This is a genomic window from Klebsiella sp. 141153 (assembly GCF_032601995.1).
In the GTDB taxonomy this organism is placed as follows: Bacteria; Pseudomonadota; Gammaproteobacteria; order Enterobacterales; family Enterobacteriaceae; genus Klebsiella; species Klebsiella aerogenes.
Genome location: NZ_JAQIRJ010000002.1, coordinates 530201 through 555432, shown reverse-complemented (window position 1 = coordinate 555432; position 25232 = coordinate 530201). Strand labels below are relative to the sequence as shown.

The following is a 25232-nucleotide window of genomic DNA, read 5'->3' as shown; positions in this document are numbered from 1 at the left end:
AAACGCTTACTGACAATAATCACAAGGTGACCCTACATGAGCAATTTAAGCCCTGACTTTACCCTGCCGATTAACTTTTGCGCCAATCCGCAGGACGCCTGGACCATTCCGGCCCGTTTTTACACCGACAGCCAGGCGTTTGAGCACGAGAAAGAGCGTATCTTCGCCAATAGCTGGATTTGCGTCGCCCACGGCAGCGAAGTCGCCAGGCCGAACGATTACATCACCCGGGAGATCATCGGCGAAAATATCGTTATCGTCCGCGGTCGCGACAACATTCTGCGCGCCTTCTATAACGTCTGCCCGCACCGTGGCCACCAGTTGCTGAGCGGTGAAGGTAAAGCCAAAAACGTGATTACCTGCCCCTATCACGCCTGGGCCTTCAAGCTGGACGGCAATCTCGCCCACGCCCGCAACTGCGAAAACGTAGCGAACTTCGATAGCGAAAAGGCAAAGCTTGTGCCGGTGCGCCTTGAAGAGTATGCCGGCTTTGTGTTTATCAATATGAACCCGGAAGCGGAGAGCGTGGAAACGCAGCTACCGGGACTGCAGGACAAAGTGCTGGAAGCCTGCCCGGATGTTCATGAGCTGAAACTGGCGGCGCGCTTTACCACCCTTACCCCGGCGAACTGGAAAAATATCGTCGATAACTATCTGGAATGTTATCACTGCGGCCCGGCGCACCCGGGCTTCTCGGATTCCGTGCAGGTTGACCGTTACTGGCACACCATGCACGGCAAATGGACGCTGCAGTATGGCTTCGCCAAACCGTCCGAGCAGTCATTTAAATTCGAAGAAGGCACCGACGCCGCGTTCCACGGTTTCTGGCTGTGGCCGTGCACCATGCTCAACGTCACGCCGATCAAAGGCATGATGACCGTCATTTATGAGTTCCCGGTGGATGAAGAGACCACCCTGCAGAACTACGACATCTATTTCACCAATGAAGAGTTGACCGACGATCAGAAGGCACTGATTGAGTGGTATCGCGACGTGTTCCGCCCGGAAGATTTACGTCTGGTGGAAAGCGTGCAGAAGGGGCTGAAGTCCCGCGGCTATCGCGGCCAGGGACGCATTATGGCGGATAACAGCGGCAGCGGTATCTCCGAGCATGGGATCGCGCATTTCCACAATCTGGTCGCCCAGGTGTTCCAGCCGTAATCCTGAAGGAGTTAGCCATGTCCGTATTTCACTCAAATCTGTTTCGCCAGCAGGCGCTGATTGCCGGAAGCTGGCGCGACGCCGCCGACGGTACGACGCTTGCCGTCAGCAATCCCTCCACCGGCGCGACGCTCGGCCAGATCCCCAATATGGGCCGGACGGAAGCGCAGCAGGCGGTGGATGCCGCCGCTGCCGCGCTGCCGGCATGGCGCGCGCTTACCGCCGCCCAGCGCGCCGCGCTATTGAAGAACTGGCACCGCCTGATCCTCGAAAACAAGTCCGCGCTGGCGCAGATTATGACCGCCGAGCAGGGCAAGCCGCTAGCGGAAGCGGAAGGCGAAATCGCCTATGCGGCCTCGTTTATCGAGTGGTTTGCCGAACAAGGGAAACGCGCCAACGGCGAGATAATCCCCTCCCCCGGCGCCGATAAACGCCTGATGGTGATCCGCCAGGGCGTGGGCGTCTGCGCGGCGATCACCCCGTGGAACTTCCCGGCGGCGATGATCACCCGTAAGGCCGGCCCGGCGCTGGCCGCGGGTTGTACGATGGTAATTAAGCCTGCCAATGAAACGCCGTTTACCGCGCTGGCGATGGCGGAACTGGCGAATCAGGCCGGGATCCCGCAGGGCGTCATTAACGTCGTAACCGGGCAGTCGCGTGAGATTGGCGCGGTGTTCACCGGCGATGAGCGGGTGCGTAAGCTCTCCTTTACCGGTTCGACCGAAGTCGGCCGCGTGCTGATGCGCCAGTGCGCGGAATCCATCAAAAAGCTCTCTTTAGAGCTCGGCGGTAACGCGCCGTTTATCGTCTTTGACGACGCCGATATCGATAAAGCGGTCGAGGGGGCGCTGATCGCCAAGTTCCGCAACGCCGGGCAAACCTGCGTCTGCGTCAACCGTTTCTATATTCATCGCGCCGTCTACGACCAATTCTGCGACAAGTTCGTCGCCCGCGTCGCCGCCTTGAAAGTCGGCGATGGCAGCGAGTCCGATGTCCAGATTGGCCCGCTTATCAACGCCGACGCCGGACGCAAAGTCCAGTCCCTGCTCGACGACGCGCTCACCCGCGGCGCGACGCTGTTAACCGGCGGTAAAGCGCATCCGCTGGGCGGTAATTTCTTCACCCCTACGGTGATCGGCGACGTACAGCCGGGGTCACTGCTGCTGCAGGAAGAGATTTTCGGCCCGGTGGCCGCGCTGGTGAAATTTGAGGATGAGCAAGAGGTCATTGAGCAGGCCAATAACACCATCTACGGCCTCGCCTCCTATTTTTACAGCAACGATGCCGCCCGTATCTGGCGCGTCTCCGAACAGCTGGAATACGGCATGGTCGGCATCAATACCGGGCTGATTTCTAATGAAGTCGCGCCATTTGGCGGAGTGAAACAGTCGGGTCTTGGCCGCGAAGGGTCGGAACACGGTATCGAAGATTACCTGGAGATGAAGTATCTCTGCCAGGGGTTGTAACTGTATTCTCCCGGCGGCGGCTCTGGCCACGCCGGGATTTTTGATGGAGTTCAGCGATGTCTGATTATCAAATGTTTGAGACGATCGTTCGCGATGTTGAACAGATCACCGCCCAGGTTAAGCGTTTTACGCTGGTCTCGTCGACCGGCGCTCCGCTACCGGAGTTCAGCGGCGGCAGCCATATAATCGTCCAGATGCAGGATGGCGAGCAGCGCTACAGCAATGCCTATTCGCTAATGAGCTCGCCGCTGGATACCGCCAGCTGGCAGATTGCGGTGCGTCTCGAGTCGCCTTCCAAAGGCGGCTCGCGTTTTATGCACCAGCAGGTGCGCCCGGGCGATACCCTGACGGTGTCCACCCCCAACAATCTTTTCGCCATCGAACCCCAGGCGCGCAAGCATCTACTGATCGCCGGCGGCATCGGCATTACGCCCTTCTTATCGCATATTCCGGAACTGGAACAGCGGCAGGCCGACTGGCAGCTGCATTACTGTTTTCACGACGCCGACAGTAATGCTTTCGTCGATACGCTTCGCGCCGCGCCGTGGCGCGACCGGGTCAATATTCACATCTCAGCGCTCGGCAGCCGTCTCGATCTGTCGCGCCTGTTCGCCGACATCGAGCCCGGAACCCACGTCTATACCTGCGGCCCGGCTGCGCTTAACGAGGCGGTGAAAGCCGCCGCCGAACGGCATCAGGTTCCCGCCAGCCAGCTGCACTTTGAGCAATTTATCCTTGAGGATAAAGGCGGAGAAGCATTTACGCTGGTGCTGGCGCGTTCCGGACGCGAATTTACCGTGCCGCAGGATATGACCATTTTGCAGGTTATTGAGAATAACAAAGCGGCGAAGGTGGAATGCCTGTGCCGCGAAGGAGTATGCGGCACCTGCGAAACGATGATTCTCGAGGGTGAAGCCGACCACCGCGATCAGTACTACAGCGATGAAGAGAAAGCCAGCCAGCAGAGTATGCTGATCTGCTGCTCACGCGCTAAAGGCGGCCGGTTAGTGCTGGATTTATAGCACGCTCTCCGGCCAGCGGCGCTGGCCGGAGAGACAATCACAGTTCCAGCTCGCGGCGCAACAGTTCGGCGATATCCTCGGGGCTTGCCGCATTTACCAGAGCGGTACGAAAACCCTCATGCATAATCCGCCGCGCCAGGCGTGAGAAGATCCGCATATGCTGGTCACCCGCCGAGTGTTTGTTCAGCGTCAGCATAATGACAAACTGCGCTTCTTCATCGCCCCACATCACCGGTTGCGCCAGCCGCGCGACGCTGATGGTCGACTGTTCAATATGCTCGGATTTACTGTGCGGAATGGCGAAGCTAAAGCCCAGACCGGTGGAGAACACCGCCTCGCGGGCCCACAGATCGGCTTCCAGCTTACGCGGATAGCGGCAACGCCCGGCCAACAGCAGATTGTCGGTCATCCCTTTCAGAACTTCTTCTTTGCTGCGCCAGTCGCTATTAAGCGTAATGCACTGGGTACTCACCAGCGGAACATCCTGCTGACGCATGCGGAACTGGGCCAGCAGATGTTCCACTTCCAGCGAAGTACGGCACTGCATCGCCTGATTCAGCAGCTGGCGGCAGGCGCGACTATCCAGTTGCGCCAGGCGCGCCTTGGTCGCCGGGATTGCCGGCGCGCTCATACTCAATTCATCTAAACCGAGGCCAACCAGCAGCGGCAGCACCGACCCTTTCGCCCCCAGCTCGCCGCACAGGCCAATCCATTTCCCCTGACGATGCACCGCCTGCACGGCATAGTCCAGCGCGCGCAGGAAGGCCGGATTCAGGCTGTTGTAGTGGCGCGTTACTTTAGCGTTATCGCGATCGACCGCCAGCAGATACTGCGTTAAGTCGTTACTGCCGATGCTAAAGAAATCGATCTCTTCACAGCACTGATCGATGATAAACATCACCGACGGTACCTCCAGCATGATACCGAGCGGGATCTTTTCATCAAACGGGATCTGTTCGGCGCGCAGCGACTGCTTGGCCTCCGCCAGCCGCTCTTTCACCCACAGAATCTCCTCCATTGATGAAATCATCGGGATCATAATTTTCAGCGAGCCATGCGCCGAGGCGCGTAAAATCGCCCGCAGTTGAGTATGAAACAGCGCCTGATACTCTTCATAAATGCGCACCGCGCGGTAGCCGAGGAACGGATTGTTTTCCGCCGGAATATTGAGATACGCCACCGGCTTATCGCCGCCGATATCCATGGTCCGCACGATAATGCTGCGGCCGTTGGCCGGCTCCAGCGCCTGACAAAAGATGTTGTAGAGCTCATTTTCCGACGGCGCGCCAGGGCGGTCCATATACAACATTTCGGTGCGGAACAGCCCAACCGACTGCGCGCCGTTATTGAATGCCGCCACCGCTTCCACCGAATGCGCGATATTGGCGGCAATCTCGACGCGGATACCGTCTTGCGTCTGCCCGGCTTTATCGAGCCATACCTGCTGCTGTTGCTGAATTTGCTCCTGTAGCCAGGCCTCCTGCTGATAATAACGCGCCACCGCTGGGCTGGGGTCCACCACCAGCAGCCCGGCATTACCGTCTATCTGTACCTGGGTATCGACCCACGGCAGCAGCGCCGGCAGGTCAACCCCCACCAGGGTAGGAATATTGAACGAACGGGCCAGAATGACAGTATGTGAAGTGGTGCCACCGCTGCGCAGCAGTAGCCCTTTCAACTGCGACTTATCCAGTTCCAGAAACTGGCTTGGGGTCAGTTCATCGGCAAGACAAATAGCCGCTTCCCGCAGTTGTCCCGGTGCCGGAAAGCGGTCTTCACCGTAAATATGCTGCAATAGCTGGAAACAGACGTCGCGGACATCCAGCACTCGTTCCTGCAGATAGCTGTTGCCGGAATCGCGGAACTGGGCGCAGAAGTGGTCGCCGGTGGCGACAATAGCCTGCGCGCAGCTAAGGCCGGTAAGAATACCGCCAAGCAGGTGCTGGCGCAGGGAAGCATCGGTCGCCAGCGAACGGTGAGCTTGCAGAATCGCGCTGGCGGTGCCGTCATTGTCCAGCAACCGCAGATCGATATCCTGCACCAGCAGACGCAAACCGTTATCCAGCGCCGTCTGCTCCTGTTCAAGGCCGGCGGCGACGGGCAGTTCGCCAAGGTCGTGAAGATCGCGTGATTTGAGATGAACCAGCTTACCGCCCGCACTGCCGGCGCAGACCGGGCGCGCAGGAAACAGCGTTGGATTCAGCCGCGACAGCGATTCCGGTACCGGCTCGATATCCAACGCTTGCGCGGCAGGTAGCGGCGCATCGCAGTGCGGAAACTCATTTTCGATAAACGCGGTTAACGCGGCAAATGCTTCGGCTTCATCCTCACCGCTGATAATCAGCTGACAGGCGTCGCCCTTGAGGGTGTTACTACCAATGATCGCCAGCGCGCTTTTCGCATTCCCGCGACCGTCGCTACGCAGATTCCGCCACTCAACCGCCGATGAAAAGCGGTTACACAGCGTTTCGACCAGGCTTGCCGGGCGCGCATGCACGCCATTTGGCAAATCACATATGAATTCAATTACCAGTGCCATCGCCTTCCTCCTGAGCAATGCGTTATTTCAGCCAAAGGTAATGAAAGAAGGCGCAATGAACTACGTGATAAAACTGGCAATTACTGGACTATTGTACACATACATCTTTTTTATGCTCACCATCACAATTCATCAGCCAGGACATACACAACCCTCTTCACAGCTAAGATTTGAGGTTGATCGCAATTCCTTTCTCACCTTACAAATATCCAGTAAATGCACTTTTTCTCTACTATTTTATACCCCGCCCTTTTTCTAATGTTGAAGCATCAATACTGTCACGGGCCACACAGCGCTCAGGAGCAAGCAATGAACGAACTGGTGCAAATACTAAAAAATACTCGCCAGCATCTGATGACCGGCGTCTCACACATGATCCCCTTCGTCGTCTCGGGCGGGATCCTACTGGCGGTGTCCGTCATGTTGTATGGCAAAGGCGCGGTGCCCGATGCCGCCACCGACCCTAATCTGAAGAAGCTCTTTGATATCGGCGTCGCCGGGCTGACGCTGATGGTGCCTTTTCTTGCCGCCTATATCGGCTACTCCATTTCTGACCGCGCCGCGCTGGCCCCTTGCGCCATTGGCGCCTGGGTGGGCAACAGCTTCGGCGCCGGCTTCTTCGGCGCGTTGATAGCCGGCATGATTGGCGGTCTGGTGGTCTATTACCTGAAAAAAATCCCCGTACATAAAGTTCTGCGCTCGGTGATGCCGATTTTCATCATTCCCATCGTCGGCACCTTTATCACCGCCGGGATCATGATGTGGGGGCTCGGCGAGCCGGTAGGCGCGCTGACCGCAAACCTGACCAGTTGGCTGCAAGGGATGCGCGAAGGCAGCATCGTGGTGCTGGCCATCATTATGGGCCTGATGCTGGCTTTTGATATGGGCGGCCCGGTCAACAAAGTGGCCTACGCCTTTATGCTGATTTGCGTCTCTCAGGGCGTCTACAGCGTCGTGGCAATCGCCGCGGTCGGCATCGCCGTACCGCCGCTGGGCATGGGGCTGGCGACGTTGATTGGCCGTCAATATTTTACCGCCGAAGAGCGTGAAACCGGCAAGGCCGCGCTGGTGATGGGCTGCGTCGGCGTGACCGAAGGCGCCATCCCCTTTGCCGCCGCCGACCCGCTGCGCGTTATTCCCGCCAACATGATTGGCGCCGCCTGCGGCTGCGTTACCGCCGCGCTGATGGGCGCGCAGTGCTATGCCGGCTGGGGCGGGCTTATCGTGCTGCCGGTGGTCCAGGGCAAACTCGCCTTTGTCACCGCACTCTTTGTCGGCGCCTGCGTCAGCGCGGCCTGTGTCATCACTCTGAAAGCATTCACCAAAAAGAAACCGTCCGACGCCCAGGACGACGATGAATTAGATCTTGATTTCGAAATTAACTAACAGACTGGAAGGAACACCTTATGACCCACATTATCGCCGTTACCGCCTGCCCATCGGGCGTCGCTCATACCTATATGGCCGCCGAGTCGCTGGAAAGCGCCGCCAAAGCCAAAGGTTGGCAGGTTAAGGTAGAGACCCAGGGTTCCATTGGTATTGAGAACGAACTTACGGCGGAAGAGATCGCCGCTGCCGATATGGTCATCCTGACCAAAGACATCGGCATTAAGTTTGAAGAACGCTTTGCCGGGAAAACCATTGTGCGCGTCAACATCAGCGATGCGGTAAAACGCGCAGACGCCATCATGAACAAGATAGACAGCCACCTTTCCCAGAACGCCTGAAGCCCAAAAGAGGCGCTACGCGCCTCTCAGACTGCTGACAAAGAAGGAAAAAGCGTGGTTTTTCCTTCTTTGTGGTTATCAGACGAAAATCAATAAATTGATTTTCCTTGTTATTTGCCTGGTGCAATTTGCAAGCTCAATGATTGCATGAGGTTTGTCATTAATCTCAGAGGCGCTACGCGCCTCTTAGCCACAACATGGAGTTTGTCATGACGAATCGTACTCAACGCCTGAAAGCCAGCCTGTTCGCCCAGCCGCGCGAAATCTCCCTTGAACGCGCATTGCTCTATACCGCCAGCCATCGGCTAACGGAGGGGGAGCCGGTGATTATCCGCCGGGCGAAAGCCACGGCGTGGATCCTCGATAAGGTGGCCATTTCGATTCGTGATGATGAACTGATTGCCGGCAACCGCACCGTCAAACCACGTGCGGGGATCATGTCGCCGGAGATGGACCCCTACTGGCTGCTCAACGAGCTCGACGCCTTCCCGACCCGCCCGCAGGACCGCTTCGCGATAAGTGAAGAAGATAAGCGGATTTACCGCGAAACGCTGTTCCCTTACTGGGAAAAGCGTTCGATGAAAGATTTCATTAACGGTCAAATAACCGAGGAGGTCAAGGCCGCGATCGGCACGCAGATTCTCAGCGTTAATCAGACGGATAAAGGCCAGGGCCATATTATTATCGACTATCCGCGGCTGCTGAATAATGGCCTTGATGCGCTGATCGCCGAGCTGAAATCACACTGCGCCCGGCAGCCTGATAACCACTTTTATCAGGCGGTCCTGATCTTGCTTGAAGCTTCGCAGCGTCATATTTTGCGCTACGCCACGCTGGCGGAAGAGATGGCCGCCAACTGCACGAATGCCCGGCGTCAGCAGGAGCTGGCAACCATCGCCGCCATCTCACGCCATAACGCGCAGCATCGGCCGCAGGATTTTGCCCAGGCCTGCCAGCTGTTCTGGTATATGAATATTATTTTGCAGTACGAGTCCAACGCCAGCTCGATTTCGCTCGGACGCTTTGACCAGTACATGTTGCCTTTTTATCAGGCATCGCTGAATCAGGGTCAGGATCCCGCGTATCTCAAGGAGCTACTGGAGTCGCTATGGGTGAAGTGTAACGATATCGTTCTACTGCGTTCATCCAGCAGCGCACGCTATTTCGCCGGTTTTCCCACCGGCTACACCGCCCTGCTTGGCGGACTGACGGAAACCGGGCGTAGTGCGGTAAACGTACTGTCCTTTCTTTCTCTTGATGCTTACCAGAATGTGCAGCTACCGCAGCCGAATCTGGGCGTGCGGGTCAATGAGCTGATTGACCGCCCGTTCCTGCGCAAAACCGCTGAGACCATTCGCCTGGGTACCGGGATCCCGCAGATTTTCAACGATGAAGTGGTCGTCCCGGCCTTCCTTAACCGCGGCGTGTCGCTGGAAGATGCCCGCGATTACGCGGTGGTCGGCTGCGTAGAGCTCTCTATTCCAGGGCGCACCTACGGCCTGCACGATATCGCGATGTTTAATCTGCTGAAGGTGATGGAAATTGTGCTGCAGGAAAATGAACATCAGCCTGAAGTCAGCTGGGACGGTCTCATCAGCCAAATCCGCGACAAAATCCGCTATTACATCAAGCTGATGGTCGAGGGCAGCAACATTTGCGATATCGGACACCGCGACTGGGCTCCGGTCCCCCTGCTGTCATCCTTTATCGAAGATTGCGTGCAGCACGGCAAAGATATCACCGCAGGCGGCGCGCGCTATAACTTCTCCGGCGTTCAGGGTATCGGAATCGCTAACCTGAGCGATTCGCTGCACGCGCTGAAGGGCATGGTCTTCGAGCAACAGCGCCTCAGCTTTGCCGAACTGATGGCGGTACTGAAAGCCAACTTCCGCACGCCGGAAGGAGAAAAAATCCGCGCCCGTTTGATCAACCGTTACGAGAAATACGGCAACGATATCGACGAAGTGGATAATATTAGCGCCGATCTGCTGCGTTTTTACTGTAAAGAGGTAGAACGGTATCTAAACCCGCGCGGCGGCCATTTCACCCCAGGCTCCTATACCGTATCCGCGCATGTGCCGCTGGGCTCGGTGGTCGGCGCGACGCCGGACGGCCGGTTGGCCGGCGAACAGCTGGCGGACGGCGGCCTGTCGCCAATGGTTGGGCAGGATGCCCAGGGGCCGACGGCGGTGCTGAAATCGGTCAGCAAACTGGATAATTATCTGCTATCGAACGGTACGCTGCTGAACGTAAAATTCACCCCGGCAACGCTTGCCGGCGACAGCGGCCTGAACAAATTGGCAGACTTTTTACAGGCCTTCTGCAAGCTCAAACTGCAGCATATCCAGTTTAACGTGGTCAACGCCGACACGCTGCGTGAAGCGCAGCAGCGGCCGCAGGATTTTGCCGGTCTGGTGGTGCGCGTCGCAGGTTACAGCGCCTTCTTTGTTGAGCTGTCAAAGGAGATACAGGATGACATTATCCGCCGCACCGCGCATCAGCTGTGAGGTCATCGAAACGCGCGCCGATACGGCGCGCATTTTTAACCTCCAACGCTACTCGCTTAATGACGGGCAAGGGATCCGCACGGTGGTGTTTTTCAAAGGCTGCCCCCACACCTGCCCGTGGTGCGCCAATCCTGAATCGATCTCGCCAAAGATCCAGACCGTGCGCCGGGAGAGTAAATGCCTGCGCTGCACGCGCTGCCTGCAGGACGTCGCCGAGTGTCCCTCCGGGGCATGGGAGCAGATTGGCCGGGATGTTACGCTCGATGCCCTGCTGCGCGAGGTGCTTAAGGACGAGGTCTTCTTCCGCGCCTCCGGCGGCGGCGTCACCCTGTCTGGGGGCGAAGTGCTGATGCAGGCCGTGTTTGCCGCCCGCTTCCTCCAGCACCTGCGCCACTGGGGGGTGCGCACCGCTATCGAGACCGCGGGCGACTGCGCCTTTAGCCGTTTTCTCCCGGTGGCCGAAGCCTGTGACGAAATACTGTTTGATTTGAAAATCATGAATAGCGAGCAGGCCCATTCACTACTGCAGATGAATCAGCCGCGAGTGCTGGACAACTTCCGTCAGTTGGCCATCCGCAAAATGAATCTTATCCCGCGCGTGCCGCTGATCCCTGGCTACACGATGAACACGGAGAATTTTAAGCAGATCTTAAAGTTCCTCGCGCCGTTCGGTCTGACGGAGATTCATCTGTTGCCGTTTCATCAATATGGCGAGGCGAAATACCGTCTGCTGGGTAAAACCTGGCCGCTGGCCAACGTCAACGCTCCCCGAGAGGCGGATATTCATCCTTATCAAGCGCTGGCTGAAGCAGCAGGATATCACGTCACTATCGGCGGTTAACGCCTGGAGGATGTTATGGACTTCAACATTGTCGCGGTGACCGCCTGCGTGAGCGGGGTTGCACATACCTATATGGCAGCCGAGCTACTGGAAAAAGTCGGTCATCATGAAAAATGGTCTCTGAAAGTGGAAACCCAGGGCGCGCTCGGCGTGGAAAACCGAATTAGCGAAGAGGATATTGCCCGCGCCACGGTGGTGTTACTGGTAACCGATATCGAAATCGATGGCGCTCAACGCTTTGACGGACTCCGTACCATTAAAACCAGTATCGCCACATTCCTGTTGCAGCCACAGCAGATTGTCAAAGCCGTTAATAGCATTATGAAAAAGCCGGTCGTTTACCTGGAAGTTCCCTGACCGGCCACGGCGTTTATTGCACGTCGAGCAGCCACTTTTGCGCGGGTGTCAGGCGGCTCGCCGTTTCTGGCGTCAGCCAGCGCTGCTGGTCCTGCTGCGCGGTATCAGCACGATCAATATATAAGCCATGAAGCACGCGCCTTCTGCTGCCTTCACGATTGCGGGTGCCGCCGTGCCAGGCATGCGCGTTATAAATCATTACGCTGCCGGCCGGCGCGGCAAAAACAATTTCATCAGGATGTGTCTTTTCCGGATCCGCCAAAACCTCTTCCGGCAGCTCCGGGAGCAGATGGGTAGCGGGAATAATCCGCGGCGCGCCGTTGGCGGCGCTCAAATCATCAATAGCCCATATCGTATTGACCAGATGCACTTTCGGGAAGTCTACCCGTGGCTTTTTCCAGTCGGCGTGCAGCGGTTGATGACCACCGTTATACAGCGCCTCGCGGGCATTGAGGCTGGAAACTTTAAACGCGCCATTAAAAATATAACGACAGGCGGAAAGAATGAGCGGATGCGACCACACCTTCTCCCAGATAACGCCCTTGTTGATGAGGTTGGCAATACGCGTCGCCGTCGCCTCCTGATGGTGTTCCATCGCCAGATTCTCGCCTTCACGCTCCACCAGCGCGTCAATGCGCTCGCGTATCTCGCTCAGCCACTGAGGATCAACGACGTTGTGCACCACGGTATAGCCAAGCGTATCAAGTTCATGTTTCATTTGGTCGCTTAGCGTCCGGGTCGCGCCAAGCGCCTCCAGATGAATCATCGATTGTGAGTCCATATTGCCTTCCTTTTAACTTTTAGATAACACAATCAAACTCTACGATGCGGCCAACGACCAGGCAGGAAGGGAAAACTACGAAAAACTGGATATCCGTACGCCAGACACAAAAATGTGAGCCTTATCAATAATTGCCGATGGGTAAATTCGTTGTAAATATTCACCCATTTAATAATGCATCCGCCGCGCGCCGTAAGGCGGAACATCAGGATAAAAAAGATTATAATCAAAGAGATAATTTTAACTCGGGGTCGACAGGATGATTGATGATCTGGCGGGCATACTAAATCGTTTAGTTAATCAAAAAGATAGGCTGCAGGTCCGCTTTCCGGAGCCGGATATTCCCGTTCCGGCGCTGGCGTTGAAGGTGCCCTTCCCGCGTCTGGAAATCGTCCTTGAAGGCGAGCTCCATGATCAGGGTCTACCGCTATCCGCGGCGGTTTTAGCCACTTCGCAGGTACTCTACGTACAGGCGGGAAAGTGGACGCTACCCGAGTGGAACGGTCCGGCGGTCACGCTCAGCATTTTATTTGGCCGCCAAAAGCTCGGCTTTTGCATTCAGCGCTGGGACGGAAAAAAACTACATACTGAAAAGCAAAACGTCGCCCGGCTGGGCCCCCGCGTTGGCTCCTATCTGCTGCTGGCGTTGAATGAAGTCTGCCTGCAACCTGACCCAATAACCGCCCGGCTGGTGGTTTCCGCGCTGTTAAGCCACTGCCTTGAACAACTTGTCGGTCTGGAAATGCGCGTTAGCCGCAGCCGCGATCTGTTTTTAGCGGTTCAGGATTATCTGCAAGAAAATCTTAGCCAGCCGCTGACCCGCGAATCGGTTGCCAGACGCTTTCATATTACTCCGAACTATCTTTCGCATATATTTCAGAAATCGGGGTCAGTGGGCTTTAATGAATATCTAACCGCCGTGCGGCTGGAAAAAGCCAAGCAACTATTACGCGGTTACGATTTAAAAGTAAAAGAAATTGCGCATAATTGCGGCTTTATCGATAGCAACTATTTTTGCCGGGTGTTTAAACGTAATACTGAACGTTCACCTTCGGAATATCGTCGCCACTGCCGTAGCGCGCAGCAGCGTTAATCATCTCAGGGGAAATAAGAATGGACTGACCCCGCGGAAATATTCCAACGACCTACCACTCCATGGCGACGAGATCAGTGGCGCGGATACTAATGCGTTCGCGGGTAGTGTAATTAGCACAATGTGCTACATCAGCAGCTAATTAACGCATCTCCGCGCCAAATCAATTTTTATCCCAGCTGAGCGGTCAGCTTTTAGCCGCTATGCGCAAAATATCCGCGCCTGGCCAATAATCTCCAGGCGAACCGGAGCGCCTGTTTGCCAGGCAGCCTGGCTGACGGTTTTCAGCACCAGCGGCATTGATTGCCCCGCTACCGTCACCGTCAGCGTCGAGATATGGCCGGCGAAATCGACATCTACGATGCGAAAGGCGCTCTCCTGCGGCCCGCACGGCGACACCCGCAGTTGCTCCGGGCGCAGCATTACGCGTCCGCGGCCGCTGGCGTGAGGATTGTCAGTCGGTAACTCGCCGATGGCGCAACGCGCGCGCCCCTCCGTGAGCTCGGCGTCGAGCACCAGCGCATCGCCAAGAAATAGCGCGGTGGCCTCGTCAACCGGGCGCGAATAGACCTCGAACGGGGTTCCTACCTGAGTAAAACGCCCCTGCCGCATCACCGCGACCTGGCTTGCAAACGACAGCGCCTCCGTCTGATCGTGAGTAACCAGAATCGACGCCACCCCAGCCTCGGCCAGCAGGTCGGCGGTGGCTTTGCGCGTCGCCGCACGCAGCCCGGTATCCAGCGCCGAGAAAGGTTCATCCAGCAGCATCAGCGATGGCCGCTGGGCCAGCGCGCGCGCCAGCGCAACCCGCTGCTGCTGGCCGCCGGAAATTTCATGCGGCCAGTGGCTCGCTAATGTCGAATCTAACGCCACCATTTCCATCAGCGCGGCGACCCGGCGCCGTTTCTCTTCGCGACCGCAATCGAGCCCCCAGGCGATATTGTCCGCGACGTTAAGATGGGGGAACAGCGCCCCTTCCTGCGGCACGAAACCGATCCCACGCTGATGCGCCGGCACAAACACGCCGTCGGCAAACAGGGTGTTGCCCTGCAGAACGATTCGCCCGTGATCCGGGGTTTCAAAACCGGCAAGAATTCGCAGCAGCGTGGTTTTACCGGAACCCGACGGGCCGACAATGGCGGTACGGCTTCCCGGCGCCACGGTCAGATTAAGGTTATCGAGCACCAGCGCGTCGGCGAAAGATTTCGAGATAGAAGACAATTCCAGCATGTTACAACCCTGCAATTTTTTTCGACTGCACATAAAGAACCGCCGTCAGCGGTAGCGAAATCACGATCATCAGCATCGCATAAGGCGCCGCGGCGACGTAGTCGATCTCGCTGGTTAACGCCCAAAAACCGGTCGACAGCGTGCGGGTGCCTAGCGGCGACAGCAGCAACGTCGCGGTAAGCTCGTTGCTCACGCCAAGAAACACCAACGCGGCGCCAGCGGCCGCTCCCGGGGCGGCAAGACGCATGGTGACGCTCCATAAGGCGCGGGCCGGACTGCGCCCAAGGCTACGGGCGACGTTTTCCAGCTCAACTGGCGCCTGGGCGATACCGGCGCGCAGGTTAATTAACGCTCGCGGCATGAACATCAGCAGGTAAGCCAGAAACAGCGTCACTTCGGTCTGATACACCGGGCGGGCATAGTGGATAGTCACCGTCACCAGCGCCAGCGCGGTAACGATACCCGGCAGTGAGCTGGTGATGTAATTACAGCCCTCCAGCAGGCGGAACAGCCGGCGCGGATAACGCACGCCGAGCCAGGCGATAGGAATCGCGCAGGCGGTGGTCAGCAGCGCGCCGCCCGCGCCCAGCATCAGGGTCTGGCGTAGCGAATGCCAGAGATCGGCATGCAGCCAGTTCTCCACCCCGCCGAGCCATAGCCAGCGGCACAGCACCAGCAGCGGGACGCCCATCGCCAGCATCACCAGCGTCAGCAGCAGCAGTTGCGCGGCCCATGCGGCCACGTTCCCCAACGGACGTCGCTTCTGTTCGCGCGCCGCGCCGGCGCCGATGCGCGCGTAGCGCGCTTTACCGCGCGAAACGCTCTCCAGTAGCAGGATCGCCAGGCAGCACAGCGCCAGCACTCCCGCCAGCATATTCGCCGCCGGGCCGCTAAAGGTGGACTGGAACTGGTCATAAATGGCGGTGGTGAAGGTGTCGAAGCGAATCATCACATACAGGCCATATTCCGCCAGCAGATGCAGCGCCACCAGCAGCGCGCCGCCGCAGATAGCCAACCGCAGTTGCGGCAGCACCACGCGGAAGAAAACCTTCCACGGCGGCGTGCCCAACGAGGCGGCAACATCTTCCAGCGTCGGGTCGAGACGACGGAGCACCGCCGCCACCGGCATGTAGATAAAGGGATAGTAGGCCAGCACGGAGAGGAACACCCCGGCGGACAGACCGTGGAGCGAAGGAACCGCGCTGACCCAGGCATAGCTCTGGACAAATGCCGGGATAGCCAGCGGCGCGACAGCCAGCGCCGACCACAGCTGACGCCCGGCAAGCACGGTGCGTTCAGTAAGCCAGGCCACCGCCACGCCCAAGGCGATGCAAATAGGCACCGCCAGCAGCGTCAGCCATAGCGTATTGCTGAGCAGTTCAGCCACCCGCGGGCGAAACACCAGTGCTTTTATGGTCGGCCAGCCGGTCTCAATTCCTACGGCGGCCACAAAACCTAACGGCAGTAACGCCATTAGCGAAAACAGTACAGCTAAGGCAACCATCGGAAATGCAGGACGCCTGCGCTCGGGCAGGCGTCCTGTTTTCTTTCCGAGTACCAGACTCAGAGCAGACATAGATAAATCACTTCAGCATCAAATTACAGCAGGCCCGCCTGGGTCATCAGGTCGATCACTTTCTTGCTATTGAGCGTTGACGGTTCAACCTTCGGCGCATCCAGCTCTTTCAGCGGCGTCAGTTTCGGGTTAGAGGCGGCATTCACGCCCACCGCATATTCGAAGGCGTTATTGGTGCGCAGCTCATCCTGACCCTGCTTGCCGGTGATCCATTTGATAAAGGCCTGCGCCTGCTCTTTATGTTTGCTGGAAGCCAGTACGCCGCCGCCGGAGATACTCACGAAAGCGCCCGGATCCTGATTTTTGAAATAATAAAGTTTGGTGTTTTTGCTGTTCTCACCGGTTTTCGCCTGGTCGACAAAGCGGTAATAGTGGTAGATCACCCCACCGTCGATTTGACCGGCGTTGACCGCTTTCATTACCGTGCTGTTGCCTTTGTAGGCCACGAAGTTCGTTTTCATCGCCTTCAGCCAGTCGAGGGTCGCTTTTTCACCCTTCAACGCCAGCATGGCGCTGACGATAGCCTGGAAGTCGGCACCCGATGGGGAGGCGGCCCAGCGCCCTTTCCACTCAGGTTTCGCCAGATCCATCAGCGAATGCGGCAGCTGAGATTCGCTGATTTTCGCCGGGTTATAGACGAAAACGGTGCTGCGGGCGGCAATGCCAATCCAGCGGCCGTGCTCGGGACGATACTGCGGGGCGACCTGATTCAGCGTTGCGGCATCCAGCGGCGCAAACAGTTTGGCGTTATCGACCAGCACCATGGAAGGCGAGTTTTCGGTCAGGAAGACATCCGCCGGCGAGGCTGACCCCTCCTGCACCAGTTGATTACCCAATTCGCTATCGTCGCCGTTGCGCAGCGTGACCTTAATACCGGTTTCTTTGGTAAAGCCGTCAACCCAGGATTTCACCAGGTTTTCGTGCTGGGCGTTATACACCACAATGCCGTCGCCGTTGTCAGCAGCCATAACCTGCGGAGCGGTAAACAGAGCCGTCGCAGCGAGCATCGCCGCGCAATATGCCGATAAGCGGAAATTCATAAGCTAATCCTTAGTATGGGTAGTCGAAAAGCCGTGGAGAAACCGGGCTGGCACGGATTAAATCACAGAGGAATGTGAATGATAATGAAAACAATTACCATCATTTTAAAAAAGTGAAAAACACCGCCAATTAGAATTTCCTGATGACAAAATGCTTATTTCGACGCGCGACTGAAACAAACCTTAAGACAACATTAAGCCAACAGGTTTAAATATTATCGCTGTTTAAAATCTTGATCGTCTTCACAGATTCTCCCCGCGACACGGCAACGGACCGCTGTTTGCCGGATGAAACCATCACTCTTGCCAATAATTTTAAATGAGAATGATCTTGATAATCATTCTCAATATCACATATCATCCTGTTCCAGCAGCAAGATACGAAGAAAAGACGACTAAAAAGCCGAAAATGGATATTTTATGTTTAAGGAAACCCTTTTAAACACTCTGGTTATAGGCTGCGCGTTGCTCATGAGCGCCTGTCACAGCCCGGTTTATCCCCTCTCCCCTGCCGGGGAGGGCGCGCTGGTAGAGCAGGCGGATATTCGTGATACCGCCAGCGGGCGCTCCCTGACGCCGCAACAATTGCTGAACCAACTCGCCCAGGCGCCGCTGGTTATTGTTGGCGAAGAACATACCAACACCCAGCATCACCAGATTGAGCGCTGGTTGCTGCAGAACCTTCACACCCTTCGCCCGCAGGGTAGCGTGCTGATGGAGATGATCGACCTAAGCCAGCAGGAAGCGGTTAATCGGGTCAAGCAGGCCAGCCTCAGCGGGACGACCGTTTCCGCCACTCGCGCGGCGGAAACGCTGCGCTGGAATCCCGGCTGGCCGTGGGCGCTTTATCGCGACGTCGTGATGACCGCGCTGCAAGCGCCTTATCCGCTGCTGGCAGCCAATCTCAGCCGCCAGCAGGTGAGCGACATCTATCAGCATCCCACGTTTCCCCGCGGAACGCTCTCCAACAGCCCGCAGGTACATGAATCGCTATCGGCCATTATCTATCTGATGCATAACGGGCAAATCGATGGCGAGCAGGTCACTTCCATGCTCGCCATCCAGCAGCAGCGCGATCGCCTGATGGCGACGCAAATGAAAGCCGCGCCGCGCCCGGCGCTGCTGATTGCCGGCGGCTATCATGCGGCCAAAGATATTGGCGTACCGCTGCATCTTGCCGACCTCAGGGCGGAAAAACCGCTGGTGTTGCTGCTGACCACCGACGGCGCCACGCCGACGGCGAAGCAGGCTGATTATGTCTGGTCGGTAGCGGCAGAAAAATGAATATCCCTCTCTCCACGCCATTAATAGCGTCGCGTCCCCGCTGGTTCGCGGGGACAACGGCCAGCGTGCTGGGCCATCTGGCGCTGGCGGTGCCTTTTATCATTCACTTCGCCTCGCCGCCGGATGTCGCCCCCCCTGCCGCGGTGATGGTAGAGTTCGCGCCGGAACTGGAAGTGTCATTTATTCACCCCGAGCTGCCGCCGGGCGTCACCCAGCAGCGCAAAGTCGAGGCGATGACCGAGCAGGAAACCGCAGCGGTGAAAGAGGCGCCGAAGCTGCTCATTCATGACAATGCGCAAATAAAGCTCTCCGCCAGCAAACCCGAACCGCAGCGGAAAAAGAAAATCGAGGTTAAAAAACAGTCCCGCCGCCAGCAGCAAGAGGAAAAGGGTAACTCAACCATCACCAGCTTCGCCGCGCCCCCGGCGCCAGCCGCCCTCACTCAGCGTACCACCGCGCCGCTCGATAGCGATGCCGCACGCCTGAGCGACAACAAGATCAGTTGGGAATCGCTGGTGAAAGGCAAAATCAACAAAATGCGCCACTACCCGGAAGATGCGCGCCGCCGTAAACGTACCGGTACCGCCATTATTACCTTCAGCGTCAACGAACGCGGCGAGGTGTTGCAATCGCAGTTGGTGAACTCTTCAGGGACCCATTCGCTGGATCGCGCCGCGCTGATGGCGCTGGAAAATGCGCGTCCGCTTCCGCCGCCGCCAAAAGAGCTGCTGCGTAACGGTATAAATAAGGTCACGCTGCCGGTGGAATTCGGCTTATTAAAAATATAAACCCCAGGTTCCCTGTTATTTATTCAGGCAACCCGGACGTTATTTATAACGGTCACTGACCGCTGATGTTTTTTTATTTTGGGCAATGTGTCATCGCACTTAGCAATAAGCGCGATGCACGCTGCTGCCCTTTTTGTGCGTTAAATATTTATTACCTCAGGATTTGATTATGGAAAAATCACAGCTCATTAAGGGGCTCGTCACCGGGCTCCTTATCGTCAACGGCCAGGCTTTCGCCGCCGAAAGCGAAGGAGAATCTGTTTTCTCTCCTATCACCATTACCGATAACCCGCTGGCGGAGAATGCCGGCCAGGTCGGCTCCTCAGAGGAGAGCTATACCCGTCCCGGCGCCTACAGCTCGCGAACGCTCAATAAGAATCTGCAAAGCCTCGACGCCTCGCTGCGCAGCATGGCGGGCACCTATACGCAAATCGACCCGCTGCAGGGCACCATCAGCGTCAATATTCGCGGTATGAACGGGCTGGGCCGGGTCAACACCATGGTGGATGGCGTCACCCAGACCTTCTTCGGCATGGCGCCGGCTAACTATCACGGCGGGGCGAATACCGCCGCCGGAGTGCCGCTGGACCCTAACTTTCTGGCCGAAGTGGATATCACCCGCGGCAATAGCGCCGGTTCGCAAGGCGTCAACGCGCTGGCGGGCAGCGCCAACCTGCGTACGATCGGTATCGATGATGTGTTAAAACCGGGGCATCAAGTCGGCCTGCTGTCGCGTTTTTCCGTGGGCGATAACGGACTCGGCCGTACCGGTATGGTAACGGTAGCCGGCAAAACCGACACTTTCGATAACGGCGGCGGCCTTGGCGCGCTGCTCGGCATCAGCGGCACCCGCACCTATGCGACCTATAAAAACGGCGGCGGACGCAGCAGCGAAGAGTTTATCGGCGAAGATAATAAATATCTGCGCCAGGAGCCGCGCTCGCAGCTGTACAAAATCAATTTCAACGTCGATCAATTTAACCGCTTCGAGTTTTCCGGGCGTAATTATCGCAATAGTTTTACCCGTCGCGATATTAGCAGCGACGACTACTATCTGCGCTATAACTATGCGCCGCTCAATGAACTGGTCGAGTTTAATGTCCTGGCCAGCACCAGCCGCGGCAATCAGGCATATAAACCGGAGTCGCTGTATAATTTTAACGACTCCTCGACCACCAATAAGTCCAACGCGCTGGACGTGAACAACACCAGCCGTTTTCGTATTACCGACGATCTGTATGCCGCTTTCCAGCTAGGCGGCAAGTTAATGGACACCCGCTATTCCCGCCGCTTCGTGCAGGATAACGAGACCGACCATAACGCCTTTGCCCCGGCGGGCAAACAGAAGATCGCCTCGCTCTATAGCGGGCTGACATTAAACAAGGATATTTATCAGCTCGATCTTAATCTCAACTATACCCGTAGCCGGGTACAGGGCTATAAACCGGCCTGTGCAGATAACGAAAAATGCTTCCCGCAAGGGGCAACCCAGCTCAACGTCAAAGATAACGGTTTTAATCCCTCGGCGACCTTCTCCGCTCAGGTGACGCCATGGCTGCAGCCGTTTGTCAGCTGGAGCCGTTCATCGCGCGCGCCGAACGTTCAGGAAGTGTTCTTCGCCAACGAGGGCGGCGCATCGATGAATCCGTTCCTGAAGCCGGAAAAAGCCGAGACCTGGGAGGCCGGTTTTAACGTTATCAAAAAAGGATTATTGAGCGAGCAGGATAGCCTTCATCTGAAAGCGCTTACCTACCGCTCGCGGATTAAAGATTACATCACCAGCGAATCCTTCCTGCTGTGCAGCAACGGCGGGCTGTGTAAAGATGTCGCCAATGCTTCGCCGGATTTCAACGCCAATATCTCAGTTAACGTGACCTCGCCGGTGACCACCGAGGGCTATGAGATTGAAGCCGGATACGACATCGGTTTTGCCTACGCCAATGTGTCATGGAGCAAGCAGCGTACCGATCAGCCCACCTCTATTGCCAGCACGGTCTATAGCTTCGCCTATAGCGACCTGAGCGATCTTCCCAGCAGCTACGCCACGGTTGATGTCGGCGGGCGCCTGTTCGATCGCAAACTCACCGTCGGCAGCCTGGTGAAATTCACCGGTAAATCAAAACGCCTGAGTACCGAAGGTATTAGCCTCGATACCAATACGGTGCCGAAAGAGAGCATGCCGAAGATCCCGACCATTATCGACCTCTATAGCAGCTGGCAGATGACCGAGAACGTGCTGCTGCGCTTTAGCGTGCAGAACGTGACGAATCGTGACTATTCCGAAGCGCTAAACCGTATGAACCAGAGTCTCGATAACGCCAAAGAGGGGGCGTCTGTTAACACCACCGCCCGCGGCCGCACCTATATTTTCGGCGGCGAAATCCAGTTCTGAGCCCTATTTATCAACAAGGATAACCATCATGCCTAATCGCAACTTGATAAAACCGCTGGCTGCGCTACTGCTCGCCGCCCTGCTCCCCCCGCCGGCATTCGCCATCGATCCGCCGCCGCGGGAAGCGTCGCGCTTTGCGATGAAAACCAATTACCTGCAGGAAGCCAATGAAGGGGTTTATGAGCTGGCGTTCGATAATGGCGACAACCTGCTATTCGCCGCGGCGACCGACCGGGTTAACCGCGCGGCCAATAAAGGTTATCTCTACGCCTTTAATCCGGCCACCCTGCAGGTTATCCAGCGCTATGATATGCCCTGGCGCGCTTTCTCGCTGGCGATGAACCAGCCGGCGCGCGTGCTTTACGTCGGCCATACCCAGGCGGCTTCGCTGCGTATCAGCCAGTTCAACGTCGCCAGCGGTAAAATCACCCGCACCAGTCCGCGCCTGAGCTTCACCACCGACGGCGCCGCCGATGCGCGCTTCGAGCATCTGCGGCATATGGTATACAGCCGCGCCGCTAACCTGTTATTCGTCAGCTACAGCCATATGTTGAAAACCCAGGACGGAATGCGTCCGCTACATAAATTACTGATGCTCGACGGCACGACGTTACAGCTAAAAGGGGAAGTCAAAGGCGCCTATCGCGGCACCGCCTACGGCCTGACGCTGGATGAAAAGACGCAGAAGATCTACGTTGGCGGCCGCGACTATATCAACGAGATCGATGCCAGAACCCAGCAGGTTGTCCGCACTATCCCGCTTAACGCGCCGCAGTTGGCCAGCGCGCAAAACCTGATCGTCGATTCCGACTCAGGGCGTATTTTCGTCGTCGCCTTCGATCACGACGATCGCAGCGGCCCTCACGACGGCCTGTATATTTTCGATCTGAAAGACGGCAAATCGCGGGGTTACGTGCGTACCGGAGTGGGCGCCAACGCGGTACGCTACAATCCGAAATACAACGAGCTGTACGTCAGCAATTTCACCAGCGGCACCATCAGCGTCGTGGATGGCAAAACCTGGCGGGTAACCCATGAATTCCGCACCCCGGTTTATCCGAATCAAATGGTGCTGTCGCCGGACATGGATACCCTGTACGTCGGCATTAAAGAAGGGTTCAATCGCGAGTGGGATCCTGAGGTATTTGTCGAAGGGGCGAAGGAGCGCATTCTGCGCATTGATTTGCGTAAATCGTAATCCGCTAACCACCTGCCCGGCAGGTGGTTATCAGCCTTCGTTGGCCAGCTTCGCGCGCAGGCGCTTAATCGCCTGGCTGTGCAGCTGGCTAACGCGGGATTCCCCCACCTCCAGCACCGCGCCGATCTCTTTAAGGTTTAGCTCTTCCTGGTAGTAGAGGGTGAGGACCATTTTTTCGCGTTCCGGCAAGGCTTCAATCGCCTCAATGACCCGCTGGCGCAGGCTGCCTTCCAGCAGATGATGCAACGGATTGGCCTCTTCGTGCCCTTCCAGTAGTCGTTCGGCATTCTCGCCCTGCTCTTCCCGCCATTCGTCATAGGAGAACAGCTGGCTGTTATTGGTATCCAGCAGGATTTGTCGGTACTCGGCAAGGGTGATACCCAGCGTCTGCGCGAGTTCGCTTTCCGTGGCCGGGCGGCCCAGATGCTGCTCCAGCTTCTGCATCGCCTGAGCGACTTCGCGGGCGTTACGCCGCACGCTGCGCGGCACCCAATCGCGGCTACGCAGTTCATCGAGCATTGCGCCGCGGATACGTTGCACCGCATAGGTGGTAAAGGCCGTGCCCTGTAGCGAGTCATAACGCTCGATGGCGTTCAACAACCCGATTCCCCCGGCCTGCAGCAGATCGTCAAGCTCGACGCTGGCGGGCAGCCTGACCTGCAGGCGTAACGCCTCGTGCCGCACTAACGGAACGTAGCGCAGCCAGAGGGAATTTTTGTCCATCACGCCTTCGGCGGTATACAAATCGCTCACTATTTCTGAAACCTGCGGATAAGAGAGTCAGCGCTATTATGCGCAGGGGCAAAAATGCCAATCGCCGGAAAAACCGCATAAAAGCGTCTCTATTTACGACATGCTTTGCCGTTGCGCCGTTTTGTACCGGGTGGCTACGGGCAAAAAACAAAAACCCCGCCGAAGCGGGGTTGCGATGCGACAGTAATCAGACGTGCGATTAACGCAGCAGAGACAGGACGTTCTGAGTCGACTGGTTAGCCTGCGCCAGCACGGAGGTACCCGCCTGCTGCAGGATGTTCGCGCGGCTCATGTTGGACACTTCGGTCGCGTAGTCAGCATCCTGAATACGGGACTGGGAAGCGGACAGGTTGTTAACGGTGCTGTTCAGGTTGTTGATTACAGAATCGAAACGGTTCTGTACCGCACCCAGGGAGGAGCGCAGTTGGTCAACCTGGGACAGGGCTTTGTCGAGGGTAGCCAGCGGATCGGCAGTTTTCGGCGTGGTGCTCATTTCAGCGCCTTTGGTCACTTTACCGGTGCTGTCAGCGGTCGCTTTGAAGTATTTCGCATCCGCGCCAGTACCTTCCTGGATGATGTAGGATTTACCACCATCGTAGGATTTCAGGCCAGTGGTGTCGCCGGTTGCGGTTACTTCTTCGCCAACGGTGGTCACTGTTTTCGCTCCGGTCAAGCCAGTGACGGCGCCAGAATCCGTGGAGCTAAAGCCAGTTACTTTACCTGTAGTTTTATCGATGGTGGCTTCATACGTTTCGGTGCCTGCAGCATTAGTACCATAGATCTTACCGTTATCAGCCTGTACAAAATGGTCCGGGTCGGCTGGAGTTGCACCAATTTGCTTACTGTTGGCATCGATAGCCAACGACTTACCGGTAGCAACAGTTGTGGTATCACCATCAATTTTACTGGTATCAATACCGTCAGCCACGCTGAATTTTTCCAGACCCAGGGTCTTCGCATTGATATCTTTCAGATCGATATCGATGGTTTCGCCGTCGTTGGCGCCGACCTGGATGGTCAACTTCTGGTCGCCGCTCAGGACTTTAACGCCGTTGAAATCGGTCTGTTCGGAGATACGGTTGATTTCAGACAGACGCTGGGAGATTTCATCCTGGATGGACTGCAGGTCGCTTGCGGAGTTAGAACCGTTCTGTGACTGTACGGTCAGACGGCGGATGTTCTGCAGGTTATCGTTGACTTCGTTCAGCGCGCCTTCGGTGGTCTGCGCCAGGGAGATACCGTCGTTAGCGTTACGGGAAGCCTGAGTCAGGCCTTTGATGTTAGCGGTGAAACGGTTGGAGATCGCCTGACCCGCGGCATCGTCCTTGGCGCTGTTGATGCGCAGACCGGAAGACAGACGCTCAATCGCCGTGCCCAGGGAAGACTGGGATTTGTTCAGGTTATTTTGCGCCATCAGCGACAGGCTGTTGGTATTAATTACTTGTGCCATTATATGCATTCCTTACGAGTCAGTTGC

20 protein-coding genes are annotated in these 25232 nt (G+C 57.0%); 13 read left to right on the top strand and 7 right to left on the bottom strand.

Annotation, left to right across the window (positions count from 1 at the left end; translation table 11 throughout):
- Positions 1-36: 36 nt before the first annotated feature.
- From yeaW to PGS10_RS05635, 3 genes are read left to right on the top strand one after another with little or no spacing between them, the layout of a single operon-like run.
- Positions 37-1161 carry a carnitine monooxygenase, oxygenase subunit YeaW gene (yeaW, locus tag PGS10_RS05645; RefSeq protein WP_047065401.1) on the top strand — a complete coding sequence of 375 codons (1125 nt, stop codon included), beginning with the start codon at positions 37-39 and terminating at the stop codon, positions 1159-1161.
- Positions 1162-1178: 17 nt separating this feature from the next.
- Positions 1179-2627: an NAD-dependent succinate-semialdehyde dehydrogenase gene (locus PGS10_RS05640; RefSeq protein ID WP_213797474.1), complete on the top strand. Its 1449-nt coding sequence runs from the start codon at positions 1179-1181 to the stop codon at positions 2625-2627.
- Positions 2628-2683: 56 nt separating this feature from the next.
- A complete protein-coding gene (locus tag PGS10_RS05635; protein ID WP_032714222.1) occupies positions 2684-3649 on the top strand; it encodes a PDR/VanB family oxidoreductase in 966 nt (321 codons plus the stop codon).
- A gap of 37 nt (positions 3650-3686) precedes the next feature.
- On the opposite strand, the gene ptsP is transcribed toward PGS10_RS05635, so the two are convergent.
- Positions 3687-6188: a phosphoenolpyruvate--protein phosphotransferase gene (gene ptsP / locus PGS10_RS05630; protein ID WP_047065405.1), complete on the bottom strand. Its 2502-nt coding sequence runs from the start codon at positions 6186-6188 to the stop codon at positions 3687-3689.
- A gap of 309 nt (positions 6189-6497) precedes the next feature.
- On the opposite strand from ptsP, the gene PGS10_RS05625 reads away from it, so the two are divergent.
- From PGS10_RS05625 to PGS10_RS05605, 5 genes are all read left to right on the top strand, one after another.
- On the top strand, positions 6498-7574 hold the full coding sequence (locus tag PGS10_RS05625) for a PTS fructose transporter subunit EIIC (protein ID WP_047043613.1): 1077 nt from the start codon (positions 6498-6500) through the stop codon (positions 7572-7574).
- A gap of 20 nt (positions 7575-7594) precedes the next feature.
- Positions 7595-7915: a PTS fructose-like transporter subunit IIB gene (locus tag PGS10_RS05620; RefSeq protein WP_032711368.1), complete on the top strand. Its 321-nt coding sequence runs from the start codon at positions 7595-7597 to the stop codon at positions 7913-7915.
- A gap of 209 nt (positions 7916-8124) precedes the next feature.
- The gene (locus PGS10_RS05615) at positions 8125-10422 is read left to right on the top strand and encodes a formate C-acetyltransferase (protein ID WP_316422544.1); all 2298 of its coding nucleotides are present in this window, start codon (positions 8125-8127) and stop codon (positions 10420-10422) included.
- Positions 10388-11263, top strand: coding sequence for a [formate-C-acetyltransferase]-activating enzyme (locus PGS10_RS05610; RefSeq protein ID WP_047050567.1), 876 nt, complete (start codon positions 10388-10390; stop codon positions 11261-11263). The genes PGS10_RS05615 and PGS10_RS05610 overlap by 35 nt, the downstream gene beginning before the upstream one ends.
- Before the next feature lie 15 nt (positions 11264-11278).
- On the top strand, positions 11279-11620 hold the full coding sequence (locus tag PGS10_RS05605; RefSeq protein ID WP_047043619.1) for a PTS fructose-like transporter subunit IIB: 342 nt from the start codon (positions 11279-11281) through the stop codon (positions 11618-11620).
- Positions 11621-11633: 13 nt separating this feature from the next.
- Here the strand turns inward: PGS10_RS05605 and PGS10_RS05600 are convergent, their stop codons facing one another.
- Entirely contained in the window at positions 11634-12401 is a 768-nt protein-coding gene (locus PGS10_RS05600; protein WP_316422543.1) for a phytanoyl-CoA dioxygenase family protein, read from the bottom strand.
- Positions 12402-12660: 259 nt separating this feature from the next.
- Here PGS10_RS05600 and PGS10_RS05595 point away from each other — a divergent pair, with 259 nt between their 5' ends.
- Entirely contained in the window at positions 12661-13494 is an 834-nt protein-coding gene (locus PGS10_RS05595; RefSeq protein ID WP_047043623.1) for a helix-turn-helix transcriptional regulator, read from the top strand.
- A 201-nt stretch (positions 13495-13695) separates the two neighbouring features.
- On the opposite strand, the gene PGS10_RS05590 is transcribed toward PGS10_RS05595, so the two are convergent.
- The 3 genes from PGS10_RS05590 to PGS10_RS05580 are packed head-to-tail and all read right to left on the bottom strand — an operon-like array spanning position 13696 to position 17340.
- Complete coding sequence (locus PGS10_RS05590) at positions 13696-14724, bottom strand: ABC transporter ATP-binding protein (RefSeq protein WP_045397437.1); 1029 nt, start codon at positions 14722-14724, stop codon at positions 13696-13698.
- Position 14725: 1 nt separating this feature from the next.
- A complete protein-coding gene (locus PGS10_RS05585) occupies positions 14726-16300 on the bottom strand; it encodes an ABC transporter permease (RefSeq protein WP_316422541.1) in 1575 nt (524 codons plus the stop codon).
- Between the two features lie 23 nt (positions 16301-16323).
- Positions 16324-17340: an iron ABC transporter substrate-binding protein gene (locus tag PGS10_RS05580; protein WP_045397430.1), complete on the bottom strand. Its 1017-nt coding sequence runs from the start codon at positions 17338-17340 to the stop codon at positions 16324-16326.
- 420 nt (positions 17341-17760) lie between these two features.
- Between PGS10_RS05580 and PGS10_RS05575 the strand changes: the two genes are divergently transcribed.
- From PGS10_RS05575 to PGS10_RS05560, 4 genes are all read left to right on the top strand, one after another.
- The gene (locus PGS10_RS05575) at positions 17761-18624 is read left to right on the top strand and encodes a ChaN family lipoprotein (RefSeq protein WP_047043632.1); all 864 of its coding nucleotides are present in this window, start codon (positions 17761-17763) and stop codon (positions 18622-18624) included.
- A complete protein-coding gene (locus tag PGS10_RS05570) occupies positions 18621-19412 on the top strand; it encodes an energy transducer TonB (RefSeq protein WP_223683771.1) in 792 nt (263 codons plus the stop codon). Before PGS10_RS05575 ends, PGS10_RS05570 begins: the two co-directional genes overlap by 4 nt.
- 169 nt (positions 19413-19581) lie before the next feature.
- Complete coding sequence (locus tag PGS10_RS05565; RefSeq protein WP_316422540.1) at positions 19582-21804, top strand: TonB-dependent receptor domain-containing protein; 2223 nt, start codon at positions 19582-19584, stop codon at positions 21802-21804.
- Positions 21805-21832: 28 nt separating this feature from the next.
- Positions 21833-23002 carry a YncE family protein gene (locus tag PGS10_RS05560; protein WP_316422539.1) on the top strand — a complete coding sequence of 390 codons (1170 nt, stop codon included), beginning with the start codon at positions 21833-21835 and terminating at the stop codon, positions 23000-23002.
- Between the two features lie 30 nt (positions 23003-23032).
- Here the strand turns inward: PGS10_RS05560 and PGS10_RS05555 are convergent, their stop codons facing one another.
- The gene (locus PGS10_RS05555; RefSeq protein ID WP_015704963.1) at positions 23033-23755 is read right to left on the bottom strand and encodes an RNA polymerase sigma factor FliA; all 723 of its coding nucleotides are present in this window, start codon (positions 23753-23755) and stop codon (positions 23033-23035) included.
- A 199-nt stretch (positions 23756-23954) separates the two neighbouring features.
- Entirely contained in the window at positions 23955-25205 is a 1251-nt protein-coding gene (locus tag PGS10_RS05550; protein WP_103825900.1) for a FliC/FljB family flagellin, read from the bottom strand.
- Positions 25206-25232: the final 27 nt, after the last annotated feature.